15 protein-coding genes and 1 pseudogene are annotated in these 11,675 nt (G+C 72.3%); 5 read left to right on the forward strand and 11 right to left on the reverse strand.

What is annotated here, in order from left to right; translation table 11 throughout:
* Positions 1-127: 127 nt before the first annotated feature.
* The gene (locus ACFPM7_RS19745) at positions 128-685 is read left to right on the forward strand and encodes a GNAT family N-acetyltransferase (RefSeq protein ID WP_378249134.1); all 558 of its coding nucleotides are present in this window, start codon (positions 128-130) and stop codon (positions 683-685) included.
* A 160-nt stretch (positions 686-845) separates the two neighbouring features.
* Positions 846-1,364 (forward strand): hypothetical protein, encoded by a 519-nt coding sequence (locus ACFPM7_RS19750; protein WP_378249135.1) that lies wholly within the window; start codon positions 846-848, stop codon positions 1,362-1,364.
* Here ACFPM7_RS19750 and ACFPM7_RS19755 read toward each other — a convergent pair.
* The 3 genes from ACFPM7_RS19755 to ACFPM7_RS19765 are packed head-to-tail and all read right to left on the reverse strand — an operon-like array spanning position 1,361 to position 3,004.
* Positions 1,361-1,603, reverse strand: coding sequence for a DUF2277 domain-containing protein (locus ACFPM7_RS19755; RefSeq protein WP_378249136.1), 243 nt, complete (start codon positions 1,601-1,603; stop codon positions 1,361-1,363). The two genes, ACFPM7_RS19750 and ACFPM7_RS19755, sit on opposite strands and share 4 nt — an antisense overlap.
* A 17-nt stretch (positions 1,604-1,620) precedes the next feature.
* On the reverse strand, positions 1,621-2,097 hold the full coding sequence (locus ACFPM7_RS19760) for a GyrI-like domain-containing protein (protein ID WP_378249137.1): 477 nt from the start codon (positions 2,095-2,097) through the stop codon (positions 1,621-1,623).
* Positions 2,098-2,110: 13 nt separating this feature from the next.
* On the reverse strand, positions 2,111-3,004 hold the full coding sequence (locus tag ACFPM7_RS19765) for an RNA polymerase subunit sigma-70 (protein WP_378249138.1): 894 nt from the start codon (positions 3,002-3,004) through the stop codon (positions 2,111-2,113).
* 77 nt (positions 3,005-3,081) lie between these two features.
* Here ACFPM7_RS19765 and ACFPM7_RS19770 point away from each other — a divergent pair, with 77 nt between their 5' ends.
* From ACFPM7_RS19770 to ACFPM7_RS19780, 3 genes and pseudogenes are all read left to right on the forward strand, one after another.
* Positions 3,082-3,600 (forward strand): PadR family transcriptional regulator, encoded by a 519-nt coding sequence (locus ACFPM7_RS19770; protein WP_378249139.1) that lies wholly within the window; start codon positions 3,082-3,084, stop codon positions 3,598-3,600.
* Between the two features lie 50 nt (positions 3,601-3,650).
* A pseudogene (locus ACFPM7_RS19775) lies at positions 3,651-3,812 on the forward strand (alpha/beta fold hydrolase); the annotation flags it as partial.
* A gap of 208 nt (positions 3,813-4,020) precedes the next feature.
* The gene (locus tag ACFPM7_RS19780; RefSeq protein ID WP_378249229.1) at positions 4,021-4,332 is read left to right on the forward strand and encodes an alpha/beta fold hydrolase; all 312 of its coding nucleotides are present in this window, start codon (positions 4,021-4,023) and stop codon (positions 4,330-4,332) included.
* Here ACFPM7_RS19780 and ACFPM7_RS19785 read toward each other — a convergent pair.
* The 8 genes from ACFPM7_RS19785 to ACFPM7_RS19820 form a co-directional block, all read right to left on the reverse strand.
* Positions 4,329-4,766 (reverse strand): hypothetical protein, encoded by a 438-nt coding sequence (locus ACFPM7_RS19785; RefSeq protein WP_378249140.1) that lies wholly within the window; start codon positions 4,764-4,766, stop codon positions 4,329-4,331. The genes ACFPM7_RS19780 and ACFPM7_RS19785 overlap by 4 nt on opposite strands.
* The gene (dapB, locus tag ACFPM7_RS19790) at positions 4,766-5,515 is read right to left on the reverse strand and encodes a 4-hydroxy-tetrahydrodipicolinate reductase (RefSeq protein WP_378249141.1); all 750 of its coding nucleotides are present in this window, start codon (positions 5,513-5,515) and stop codon (positions 4,766-4,768) included. Before dapB ends, ACFPM7_RS19785 begins: the two co-directional genes overlap by 1 nt.
* A complete protein-coding gene (locus tag ACFPM7_RS19795) occupies positions 5,512-6,891 on the reverse strand; it encodes a M16 family metallopeptidase (protein ID WP_378249142.1) in 1,380 nt (459 codons plus the stop codon). Before ACFPM7_RS19795 ends, dapB begins: the two co-directional genes overlap by 4 nt.
* On the reverse strand, positions 6,888-9,119 hold the full coding sequence (locus ACFPM7_RS19800; protein WP_378249143.1) for a polyribonucleotide nucleotidyltransferase: 2,232 nt from the start codon (positions 9,117-9,119) through the stop codon (positions 6,888-6,890). Before ACFPM7_RS19800 ends, ACFPM7_RS19795 begins: the two co-directional genes overlap by 4 nt.
* Positions 9,120-9,318: 199 nt before the next feature.
* The gene (rpsO, locus tag ACFPM7_RS19805; RefSeq protein WP_378249144.1) at positions 9,319-9,588 is read right to left on the reverse strand and encodes a 30S ribosomal protein S15; all 270 of its coding nucleotides are present in this window, start codon (positions 9,586-9,588) and stop codon (positions 9,319-9,321) included.
* An 84-nt stretch (positions 9,589-9,672) separates the two neighbouring features.
* Positions 9,673-10,164, reverse strand: a complete 492-nt coding sequence (locus ACFPM7_RS19810; protein ID WP_378249145.1) for a 2'-5' RNA ligase family protein — start codon at positions 10,162-10,164, stop codon at positions 9,673-9,675.
* On the reverse strand, positions 10,161-10,634 hold the full coding sequence (locus ACFPM7_RS19815; RefSeq protein ID WP_378249146.1) for an XRE family transcriptional regulator: 474 nt from the start codon (positions 10,632-10,634) through the stop codon (positions 10,161-10,163). Before ACFPM7_RS19815 ends, ACFPM7_RS19810 begins: the two co-directional genes overlap by 4 nt.
* Before the next feature lie 78 nt (positions 10,635-10,712).
* On the reverse strand, positions 10,713-11,636 hold the full coding sequence (locus ACFPM7_RS19820; RefSeq protein ID WP_378249147.1) for a bifunctional riboflavin kinase/FAD synthetase: 924 nt from the start codon (positions 11,634-11,636) through the stop codon (positions 10,713-10,715).
* Between the last annotated feature and the right edge of the window lie 39 nt (positions 11,637-11,675).

An 11,675-nucleotide genomic window follows, 5' to 3' on the forward strand; every position in this document is an offset into this window, starting at 1 on the left:
GCGCACCTTCCTGACCATGGAGTCCTCCGTCACCGTCGAAACCCGGGGTCGCCCAGGTGGCGCGAACGCCAGGGGCGGGACGGGTGCGCGGAGTCTCATCCGGGTCTCACCCGGTAGGTTCGCCCGCATGGCCGCAGCCGCTGTGCGCACAGCAGAGCCCGCCGACGTCGCCGAGATCGCCCGCATCCAGGTGGCGACCTGGCAGACCGGCTACTCCGACCTGCTGCCCCCCGACGTCCTCGCCGCCCTGGACCCGGCCGCCGCGGCCGAGCAGTGGCTCCAGACGATCGAGCAGGGACCGGCCGGCGTGCTGGTCGCCGTCGAGGGGGACTGGCTGGTCGGGTTCTGCTGCGCCGGACCGTCCCCCGAATCCGAGTCGGCCGCCGCCAACGGCCTGCCCGCGCCGGACACCGACACCGTCGGCCTGCTCGCCACGCTGCTGGTCGAGCCGCGCTGGGGCCGCAGGGGCCACGGGACCCGCCTGCTGGCCGCCGCGCTCGACCTGCTCCGCGACGGCGGGATGACCAGGGCGATCGCGTGGACGCCCGAGCAGAACAAGGCGGGCAAGGGCTTCTACCGGCGCGCGGGCTGGGCCCCCGACGGCGTCCTGCGCACCCTCGACGCGGGCGGCGTCCCGCTGCGCGAGATCCGCTTCACCGGGCCGGTCTCGCTGCCGTTGGAGTAGCCGGGCATCCGACCCCCGCCGCCAGGTCATGCCGCCCGGGGGGGGATGGAATCCAGGGGAAGTGCCGGCTGCGGACAACCGCGGGCGGTTTCGCCCGTCTGGGTGGGTAAGGTCCGGTACCGTCGTGGACCGGGGCACTTCGTCAGGGGGTTTCCGACTCGTGTGGCCGTGGCTGTGCTTGGCGCTCGCGGTCGCCGTTGGGGCCGCCCTTGTCCCTTTTGTCAGTGTTGAGCTGTTTGTCATCGGGTTCGCCCTGCAGCGGCCGGACATCTCCTGGGCGCTGATCGCCGCCGTCGTCGCCGTGGGGCACGTGACCGGCAAGCTCGTCTACTTCTACGCCGCGCGCGGCGCGATCCACCTGCCCGCGGTCCTGCGGCGCCGCCAGCGCGAGCCGCGGGTCATGACCGACCGGCGGCTGCGCTGGCAGCTGCGGACCAAGCGCGTGCGCGCCTGGGTCGCCTGGACGCGGGAGAAGTGCGAGGCGCACCCGCACTGGATGTTCGGCACCTACAGCCTCAGCGCGGTCGCCGGGCTGCCCCCGTTCATGGCGATGACGATGCTGGCCGGGCTCGTCCGGATGAAGGTGGCCACGTTCCTCGGCGCGGGCATCATCGGCCGGTTCATCCGGTTCAGCCTGCTGGCGGCCTCACCCGCGGTGTTCCACGGGTGGTTCCACTAGGCCGACTTGTCCTCCTGGTCCGCCGCCTTCTTGCCGCCGCGGACGACGAGGGTGGCCAGCAGCTCCTCGGTGGCCGCCGCGATCACCTGGATGGCCTTCTCGAAGACCTCCTCGTTGTGCGGCGCGGGGCGGTGGAAGCCGGAGATCTTGCGGACGTACTGCCGCGCCGCGGCCTCCACGTCCTCCACCCCGGGGTCTTCGGTGTACGGGGGCCGCAGCGTCTTGATACTCCTGCACATGGCCCCCATACTGCCCGCTACTCCGCCAGCTTGTAGCAGATCTCCGTCTCCCACCGTGCGGGATCGGGCTCGACCGCCGGGTCGGTCCGGTACGACTCGTAGCGGCAGGACCACCGGCCGTCGGCGAACGCCCAGTTCTCCCCCGTGCGCTGCGACCAGGCCTCCAGCGCGGCGAAAGACTGGCCGATGGAGTCCGGGTGGCCGTGGTGCACCAGCACCGCGTACCGGCCCGCGGGCAGCGTCCCCGCCGTGACGCGCTCGGAGGCGGGCACGTCGCCGGAGACCGGCCAGCCGACCTCCACCTCGATCTCCCCGCCGGGCTCACCGGCGTAGTAGCGGTAGATCGGCGGTCCGACCGGGGTCGCGCCGTGGCCGGTCAGCCACTCCAGCACCTCCGGGACCAGCGCGTTCACCCGTCCCCACTCGGCGAGGGTCGCCACCTCGGTGATGCCCACGTACGCCTGCTCGGCGCGGTCTTCGATCGTCGGTTCCATGTGCGTTCTCCCTTCACCCACTACTACGCGCGGCAGCGGGCGAACTCATCGGCAGGTCGAAGGCGGGGAAGAGGGACGGCATCAGCCACGTCGTCTCCGCGACCACCCCACCCCCCGCCGTCTCGACCTGGACCAGCGCGAACGCGGACCCGTCGGCGTCGTACTGGGCGAACGCGGGCGCGCCGTTGACCCGCACGGGGACCAGCCGGTGACCGACGCAGTGGTCCCCGTGGGCGAGGACGGCGGCGATGTCGGCTCGGCCGCGCAGCCACCAGGTGAACGGCGGCATGGAGGTGGTGGCGTCCTCGTGCAGCAACGCGACGATGGCCTCGACGTCGTGGGCGTGGAAGGCGGCGCAGTAGGCGTCGAGGACGGCCTGGTCGGGCTCCTCGGCGTCGGGCACGGCGGGCAGCGCGGCGCGGGCGCGCTGCAGGGCGCTGGTGACCGACGCGACGGTGGTCGACAGCAGCTCGGCGACCTCGGCGGCGGAGAAGGCGAGCACGTCGCGCAGGACCAGCGCGGCCCGCTGCCTCGGCGGCAGAGCCTGCAGCGCGACGACGAAGGCCAGCCGCACCGAGGCCCGCTCCTCGGCCGCGACCGCCGGGTCGACCGGGGCGGGCAGCACCCAGGCGGTCTCCGGCAGCGGCGCGCCGATGTCCGGGCCGGGCGTCGACGGGTCGCCGCGCAGCGGACCGGCCCGCCGCTTCGCCGCGCGCAGGGCGTCGAGGCAGACGTTGGTGGCGATGGCGTAGAGCCAGGTGCGCAGCGACCGCGCCGGGTCGTAGCCCTCGCGCGAGCGCCAGGCGCGCAGGAACGTCTCCTGCACCGCGTCTTCGGCGTCGAAGGGCGAGCCGAGCATCCGGTAGCAGTACGCCCCCAGCGCCGGCCGGTGCTCGTCGAGATCCACGCGCCGACGCTACCGCCACCGCCCGACGCCTGTCGGGCTAGTTGACAAGTCTCATAGGAGACTTATCTACTACAGGCGTGGTCCTCGCACACATCATCCTGGGCTTCCTCGCCCTCGCCCCCATGACCGGATACGACCTCAAACGGCACTTCGACTCCACCGTCGGCCACTTCTGGTCCGCCGACCGGGCGCAGATCTACCGCGCCCTGGCCACACTCGTCGCCGACGGGCACGCCGAGGTCGAGACCGTCGCCGGGTCCGGCGCGCCCGACCGCCAGGAACACCGCGTCACCGACGCGGGCCGCGCCGCGCTCGCCGCCTGGCTGGCCGCCGAGCCGGAGCGCCACGTCGACCGCGACCCGTTCCTGGCCCGCGTCTTCTTCGGCGCCGACCTCGCCCCGGACGCCCTGCTCGCCCTGCTCGCCCGCAGGCGCGCCGAGGCCCAGACCCGCCTGGCCGACTACGAGCGCCTGCGCGCCGAGTCCGACACCGGCACCCGGGCCGCGCGCCTGCGCCTGGCCACCCTGGACAACGGCATCGCCCACCTGCGCGCCGAGCTGACCTGGCTCGACGCCGTCACCGAGGAGTTCGCGTGAGCGCCTACCCGCCCCTGGTGCTGCTGCACGGCGGCAACGTCGCGAACTGGATGTGGGAGCCGCAGGTGCCCGCCTTCGGCGACCGGCTGGTGATCACCCCGGACCTGCCCGGCTTCGGGGAGCGCGCGCACGAGGTCTGGCCGGGGCTCGACGCGGTCGCCGACACCGTCGTGGCCGGACTGGCCGAGCACGGCGTCGACGGGCCCGTCGACCTCGCCGGACTGTCCCTCGGGGCGCTCACCGCGCTGCGGGTGCTGGCACGCCACCGACCGGGTCCGCTCGGCGTTCATCACCAGTGCCCCGCTCACCCCGGCCGGCCCCGGACTGCGCGCGTACTGCGCGGCGCACGAGGCGCTGAGCCGCTTCCACTGGTACTGGCGCGCCCAGGCCGCCGCGTTCCGGCTGCCCGCCGACTCGCGCGTGCGCTACGTCGCCCACGGCGCGTCGGTGCGACCGGAAACGGCCAAGGCGGTGAACGCCGAGGTGTGCGCGGGCGGCGCCCCCGCCGGACTGGCCCGCTACACCGGGCCGCTGCTGGCGGTCGCCGGCGAACGCGACGCCGCGTCCGTGCGGTCGCTGCCGGTGCTCACGGCAGCCGCGCCGCGGACCACGGCGCGGATCGCGCCCGGAATGCACCACATCTGGAACATCGAGGACGTGGACCTGTTCAACGACACCCTGCGCGCCTGGCTGGGCGGTGAGGTGGACCCGCGCCTGGCCGCTGCGACCTAGTCCGCCAGCTCCAGCGCCTTGCGCATGGCGTCGCGGCCTCGGGAGCGGTCGCCCGCGACGTCGTAGGCGACGGCCAGGCGGTACCAGACCCGCCAGTCCTCCGGCGCGGCCTCGACCTCGGCGCGGCGCTCCTCGAACCAGGCGTCGGCCGCCGCGCGGTCCACCCGCCCCGACGGGGTGCGGGGCAGGCCGGAGGTGTCGGGGAGGCCGTCCTCGGCCGCCAGCCTGCGGCCCAGTTCCTGGGTGCGGAAGCCGAAGCGCATCGTCGACCACAGCACCCACGCGCCGACGATCGGCAGCAGCAGGATGCCTGCGCCGAAGGCGACCGCGATCGGGCTGCCGTCGCGGAACAGGGCGACGGCCCGGCCGCCGAGCAGCACGAAGTACACGACGACGACGGCGGCCAGGACCCAGGAGACCGAGCGGGCGGACACTACAGCTCCAGCACGTTCTCCAGGCCCACGACCAGGCCCGGCCGATCCAGCACCGCGCGCACGCCGTGCAGCACGCCCGGCATGAACGAGGTGCGGTCCAGCGAGTCGTGGCGCAGGGTCAGCGTCTCCCCCGTGCCGCCGAGGATGACCTCCTGGTGGGCGACGAGTCCGCTCATGCGCACCGAGTGCACCCGGATGTCGTCCACCAGCGCCCCGCGCGCTCCGTCCACTTCGGACGTCGTCGCGTCCGGGACCTCGCCGAGGCCCGCCGCCGCTCGGGCCTGCGCGATGAGGCGGGCGGTGTGCGCCGCGGTGCCGGAGGGGGCGTCGGCCTTGCGGTTGTGGTGCAGTTCGATGATCTCGACGGTGTCGAAGTACTTGGCCGCCGCCTGCGCGAACTTCATCGACAGCACCGCGCCGAGGGCGAAGTTCGGGGCGATGAGCACGCCGAGGTCCGGCTTGGCCGCCAGCCACTCGCGCAGCGAGGCCAGCTTCGCGTCGTCGAAGCCGGAGGTGCCGACCACGGCGTGGATGCCCTGGTCGACGCAGAAGCGCAGGTTGTCCATCACCACGTCGGGGTGGGTGAAGTCCACGATGACCTGGGCGCCTGCGTCGGCGACGTCGAAGAGCCAGTCGCCGGTGTCGACCTGGGCGACGATCTCCATGTCGTCCGCGGCCTCCACGGCCCTGACCACCTCGGCGCCCATCCGCCCCCGCGCGCCCAGCACACCAACCCGGATCAGGCTCACTTGGTCACCTCGTGGAGTTCGAGCGGGACGTCGTCGGTGTGGTCGTAGGGGCCGACCACGGCCGCGGCGAGCGGGCGGGCCAGGATCTCCTTCGCCAGCCGCGCGACGTCCTCGGCGGTCACCGCGGCGATCTGGTCCAGCGTCTCCTCGACCGACAGGTAGTCGCCGTAGGCCAGTTCGCCCTTGCCGATGCGCGACATCCGCGACCCGGTGTCCTCCAGGCCGAGCACGAGCCCGCCGCGCAGCTGACCCTTGCCGCGGGCCACCTCGGCGTCGGTCAGGCCCTCGCGGGCGACCTGGCCGAGCACGTCGCGGACCACACCCGCCACCTCGCCGAGGCGCTCGGGCTGGCATCCGGTGTAGATGGACAGGTGGCCGGTGTCGGCGTAGGCGGCCACCGACGAGTACACCTGGTAGGCCAGGCCGCGGCGCTCGCGGACCTCCTGGAACAGCCGCGAGCTCATGCCGCCGCCCAGGGCCGCGTTGAGCACCCCGAGGGTGAAGCGGCGCTCGTCGTGGCGGTCCAGCGCGCGCACGCCGAGCATCAGGTGCGCCTGCTCGGTGTCGTCGGTGTGCAGCACCAGCCGGGGCTGCTTGCCGACGCGGGCGCGGCCTGCGCGGGCCGCGATCGGGGTCTTGTCGCCGGTCAGCCGGTCGCGCAACCCCTTGCGCACCAAGGAGAGCACCTGCTTGTGCTCGATGTTGCCCGCCACGGCCAGCACCATGCGCGGCATGGTGTAGCGGCGGCGGTAGAAGCCGTTGAGCGCGCCGCGGGTCATCGCGGCGATCGACTGCTCGGTGCCCAGCACCGGGCGGCCGAGCGGGTGGTCGGCCAGCAGCGCGCTGCAGAACGCGTCGTGCAGCAGGTCTTCCGGGTCGTCGTCGCGCATGGCGATCTCTTCCAGGACGACGCCGCGCTCGGTCTCCACGTCGGCCTCGGTGCACAGCGCGTCGAACACCACGTCGGAGACCAGGTCCAGCGCCAGCGGCAGGTCCTCGTCGAGGACGTGCGCGTAGTAGCAGGTGTGCTCCTTGGCGGTGAACGCGTTCAGCTCGCCGCCGACGGCGTCGATCTCCTCGGCGATCCGCGCCGCCGAGCGCTTCGCGGTGCCCTTGAACAGCAGGTGTTCGAGGTAGTGCGCCGCGCCCGCGACCGACAGCGGCTCGTCGCGGGAGCCGACGGCCACCCAGATGCCGATCGCGGCCGAGCGGACGCCGGGCATCCGCTCGGTGACCACCCGCAGGCCGCCGGGCAGCAGCGTGCGCTTGACCTCGGTGCCCTCGGCGGTGCGGTCGAGCACGACCGTGCTGCCGGTCTTCTGAGACCGGCCGCGGGCACCGGTGGTGCCCGCGGCCGTCGACGTGCGCTGGGTCACGACTGCGCGGTCGCCTCTTCCTTCGCCTCGGACGCGCCCTCGGCGGCGGCGTCCTCGTCCTTCACCAGGACCAGGCTGATCTTGCCGCGCTGGTCGATGTCGGCGATCTCCACGCGGAGCTTGTCGCCGACCTTGACGACGTCCTCGACCTTGTTGATCCGCTTGCCCGCGCCCAGCTTGGAGATGTGCACCAAGCCGTCCTTGCCGGGCAGCAGCGAGACGAACGCGCCGAAGGCGGCCGTCTTCACCACGGTGCCGAGGAAACGCTCGCCGACCTTGGGCAGTTGCGGGTTCGCGATGGCGTTGATCAGGCCGATCGCCGCCTCGGCCGACGGGCCGTCCGCCGCGCCGACGTAGATGGTGCCGTCGTCCTCGATCGAGATGTCCGCGCCGGTCTGCTCGGTGATCGAGTTGATCATCTTGCCCTTGGGCCCGATCACCTCGCCGATCTTGTCGACCGGGATCTTCACCGAGGTCACCCGCGGGGCGAAGCTGCTCATCTCGTCCGGGCGGTCGATCGCCTCGGTCATGATCTCCAGCAGCGTCAGCCGGGCGTCGCGCGCCTGGCCGAGCGCCCCGACCAGCACCGACGACGGGATGCCGTCGAGCTTGGTGTCCAGCTGCAGGGCGGTCACGAACTCCTTGGTGCCCGCGACCTTGAAGTCCATGTCGCCGAAGGCGTCCTCGGCGCCGAGGATGTCGGTCAGCGCGACATACTCGGTCTTGCCGTCGACCTGGTCGGAGACCAGGCCCATGGCGATGCCGGAGACCGGGGCCTTCAGCGGGACGCCCGCGTTGAGCAGCGACAGCGTGGACGCGCAGACCGAGCCCATCGAGGTCGAGCCGTTGGACGACAGCGCCTCGGAGACCTGGCGGATCGCGTAGGGGAACTCGTCGCGCTTGGGCAGCACGGGCATGATCGCCCGCTCGGCCAGCGCGCCGTGGCCGATCTCGCGGCGCTTGGGCGAGCCCACGCGGCCGGTCTCACCGGTGGAGTACGGCGGGAAGTTGTAGTGGTGCAGGTAGCGCTTGGTCGTCTCCGGGGAGAGGGAGTCGATCATCTGCTCCATGCGCAGCATGTTCAGCGTGGTGACACCCAGGATCTGGGTCTCGCCGCGCTCGAACAGCGCCGAGCCGTGCGCCCGCGGCACCACGGCCACCTCGGCGCCGAGCTGGCGGATGTCGGTCAGGCCGCGGCCGTCGATGCGCACCTTCTCGCGGAGGATGCGCTGGCGGACCAGCTTCTTGTTCAGCGACCGGAACGCGGCGCCGATCTCCTTCTCGCGGCCGGCGAACGCCTCGTCCGCGCCGACCTTCTCCAGGCACAGCGCCTTGACCTCGTCCAGGCGGGACTCGCGCTCCTGCTTGCCCGCGATGGTCAGCGCCTGGGCCAGCTCGTCGGAGACGGCGGCGGAGACGGCCTCCAGGACCTCCGGCTGGTAGGCCGGGAACACCGGGAAGGACCCGGTCGGCTTGGCGGCGACACCGGCCAGCTCGGCCTGCGCGTCGCACAGCACCTTGATGAACGGCTTGGCGGCCTCCAGGCCGGAGGCGACGATCTCCTCGGTGGGCGCCTGCGCGCCCTCGCCGATCAGGTCGATCACGTTGTCGGTGGCCTCGGCCTCGACCATCATGATCGCGACGTCGCCGTCGACCACGCGGCCGGCGACGACCATGTCGAAGACGGCGGTCTTGAGCTGCTCGTAGGTCGGGAAGGCGACCCACTGGCCACTGATCAGGGCGACGCGCACGGCGCCGATGGGACCGGAGAACGGCAGACCCGCGAGCTGGGTGGACGCGGAGGCGGCGTTGATGGCCACCACGTCGTAGAGGTCCTGCGGGTTCAGGCTCATCACGGTGACGACGACCTGGATCTCGTTGCGCAGGCCGTCGACGAACGACGGGCGCAGCGGGCGGTCGATCAGCCGGCAGGCCAGGATCGCGTCGGTGGAGGGGCGGCCCTCGCGGCGGAAGAACGCGCCGGGGATGCGCCCGGCGGCGTACATCCGCTCCTCGACGTCGACGGTCAGCGGGAAGAAGTCGAAGTGCTCCTTCGGGTGCTTCGACGCCGTGGTCGCCGAGAGGAGCATCGTCTCCTCGTCGAGGTAGGCGACGACGCTGCCCGCGGCCTGGCGGGCCAGGCGGCCGGTCTCGAAGCGGACGGTGCGGGTGCCGAAGGCGCCGTTGTCGATGGTCGCCGTGGTCTCGTGCACGGTGGGTTCGGTCATGATTCTCCTCATCCGCGGGCGCGCGGGGGCACGTGCAGGTGCGCGGTTCGGACGAGGCCGGTCATCGATCGAAGCCACCGGGGTTTCCCCACCCCGGAAGCCACTACCGAGGACCGGCGAACCTGTCCTTCAGTGGCGCGAGCCCGTTATTGGTTGTTGTGAACGGGGGGAGCGGCGCTCGGCCACTCCCCCCGGATGCTCAGCGGCGCAGGCCGAGGCGCTGGATCAGCGACCGGTAGCGCTCGATGTCCACCTTGGTCAGGTAGTTGAGCAGCCGCCGGCGGCGGCCCACCAGCAGCAGGAGGCCCCGCCGCGAGTGGTGGTCGTGCTTGTGCGTGCGCAGGTGCTCGGTGAGGTCGCGGATGCGCTTGGTGAGCAGCGCGATCTGGGCCTCGGGCGATCCGGTGTCCGAGTCGTGCACGCCGTACTCGGCCAGGATCGACTTCTTCTCGGTGGTGGACAGCGCCACTGGTGATGCTCCTTGTGCTTGTGCCGTGCGAGTGGTTCGTCGGTACCGGCCGCCACGGACCGCAGCCGGACCCAAAACGCGAGGTTACCAGGTGGGCTCGTGCCGAAGCCGGACGCCACCCACACGGGTGTAGCGGCCCTGCTCGCTGGAGTACAACACCAGATCGCGGGCGATCCATTCCGGCCCGGCGTAGTCCCCCAGGTCCGGGTACCACTCGCCGGGGCGCGGCTGCCTGCCGATCGTGACATGCGGCAGGTACGGGCGCGACTCCTTTTCCACCACGGCGGCGTCGTTCAGGGCGGCGAGCGCGGCGAGATCACCGGCGACACCCATCCAGGTGACACCGGGGAAGCCGCCGACTCCGGTCAGGCGCACGCGCGGCGCGGGGTGGGCGCCGACCCGCCAGGCCAGCCAGGACATGCGCGCCTCGGGGTCGTCCTCGCCGTAGTAGGCGACCGTGATGTGCCACTGGTGGCGCGGCTCCGGGCGGACCCGCGGCGGAAAGGCAGGCAGCGCCGCCGCCAGGTGCGCGGCGACCTCCTCGGGCAGGGCGAAGGCGGCGAAGTACCTGGTCACACCCGGTGCCGGCCGGCCCTGCGAAGCAGGTCGGCCAGGTCGGGGTAGCGGCCGTCGATCAGCTCGGCGGCCGAGGTGAGGTCGTCGGGCGGGATGAGCCTGCGCAGCGCCATGATGGCCGAGCGGCCGACGTCGACGGGGAGGCTGTCGCGGGTGACGGCGGGCTTGGAGACGCGGACGTCCTCCAGGGCCTTCTGCAGGTGCTCCTTGGCTCCCGAGGCGACCTCGGGGGTGAGGATCTTGCGCTCCAGCATGATCAGCCGGGCGAGCACGGCGGGGTTGCCGATCTTGGCCCGGCGCCCGCTCATCACCTGGCTGAGCATGGGAGCGCTGATGCCGAGCACGTCGGCCAGGTTCGCCTGCGACGTGTCGAAGGCCACGACGAGCCTGCGCACCCGGTCGCCCAGCGGCTCGCCGTACCACTCCCGCTGCAGGGCGATGTTGCGCTGGACGATCTTGTGGTCCTCCACCGTCGGCCTCTCTCCCGTCGACCCGGCCGTATCTTGCCAGGTCTTGGTCACCGAGCGTGCGGAATCGCCCCAAACGGGTCAGGTCAGAAGTTCGCGGGTCCTGGCGACGTCGGCGTGCATCTGCTCCACCAACGCCTCGGTGGAGTCGTACTTCTCCATCGCCCGCAGCCGCTCGTGGAAGTCCAGCGCGACGCGCAGCCCGTAGAAGTCCTCGTCCACATCGAGCACGAACGCCTCCACCCGCCGCTCGCGGCCGGAGAACGTCGGATTGGTCCCCACGCTGACCGCCGCCACCATCGGCGCCCGGTTGGGCAGGTGGAACGTGCAGGCGTAGACCCCGTCCGCCGGGATCGCGGTGTAGCGCGGCGTGGACAGGTTCGCCGTCGGAAACCCCAGCAACCGCCCCCGGCGGTCCCCCCGCACCACGATCCCCTCGATCCGGTGCGACCGCCCCAACGCCGCGGCAGCGGCGGCCACATCCCCCGCATCGATGCACGCGCGGATGTAGGTGGAGGAGAACGTCACCTCCCCACCCACCAGACTCGCCCCCTCAGTGGCAAACCCGAAGCGCCGACCGAACTCGGCCAGCAACCCCACAGTGCCCAGCGCCCGGTTGCCGAAGGTGAAGTTCTCCCCCACCACCACGGCGGCCACGTGCAGCCGCTCCACAAGAAACTCGTGCACGAACTCGTCCGCGGGCACTTTGGACATCTCGTGGGTGAACGGCAGCACACAGAACACATCGGCGCCGAGCTGCTCGACCAACTCGGCCTTGCGGGCGAGGGTGGTCAACTGAGCGGGATGACTCCCCGGCCGCACCACCTCTGCCGGATGCGGGTCGAAGGTCACCACGACACTCGGGACCGACTTCTCAGCGGCCAACTTGACCGCCCGCGAGATCAACGCTTGGTGCCCCCGGTGCACCCCGTCGAAGACGCCGATGGTGGCGACACACCGCCCCCACCCGCCCGGCAGGTCATCAAGCCCACGCCATCGCTGCACGGGGCCGAGCCTACTCGCAGGCGGTGGACCACCCGCACG

Origin of the sequence: Actinokineospora guangxiensis (assembly GCF_042657845.1) — a bacterium.
Classification (GTDB): domain Bacteria; phylum Actinomycetota; class Actinomycetes; order Mycobacteriales; family Pseudonocardiaceae; genus Actinokineospora; species Actinokineospora guangxiensis.

Excerpts from the sequence above, each read along its gene's own strand:
- ACFPM7_RS19800 (WP_378249143.1), bottom strand. The coding sequence starts at position 9,119 with ATGACCGAACCCACCGTGCACGAGACCACGGCGACCATCGACAACGGC.
- ACFPM7_RS19760 (WP_378249137.1), bottom strand. The coding sequence starts at position 2,097 with ATGGAACCGACGATCGAAGACCGCGCCGAGCAGGCGTACGTGGGCATC.
- ACFPM7_RS19755 (WP_378249136.1), bottom strand. The coding sequence starts at position 1,603 with ATGTGCAGGAGTATCAAGACGCTGCGGCCCCCGTACACCGAAGACCCC.
- ACFPM7_RS19745 (WP_378249134.1), top strand. The coding sequence starts at position 128 with ATGGCCGCAGCCGCTGTGCGCACAGCAGAGCCCGCCGACGTCGCCGAG.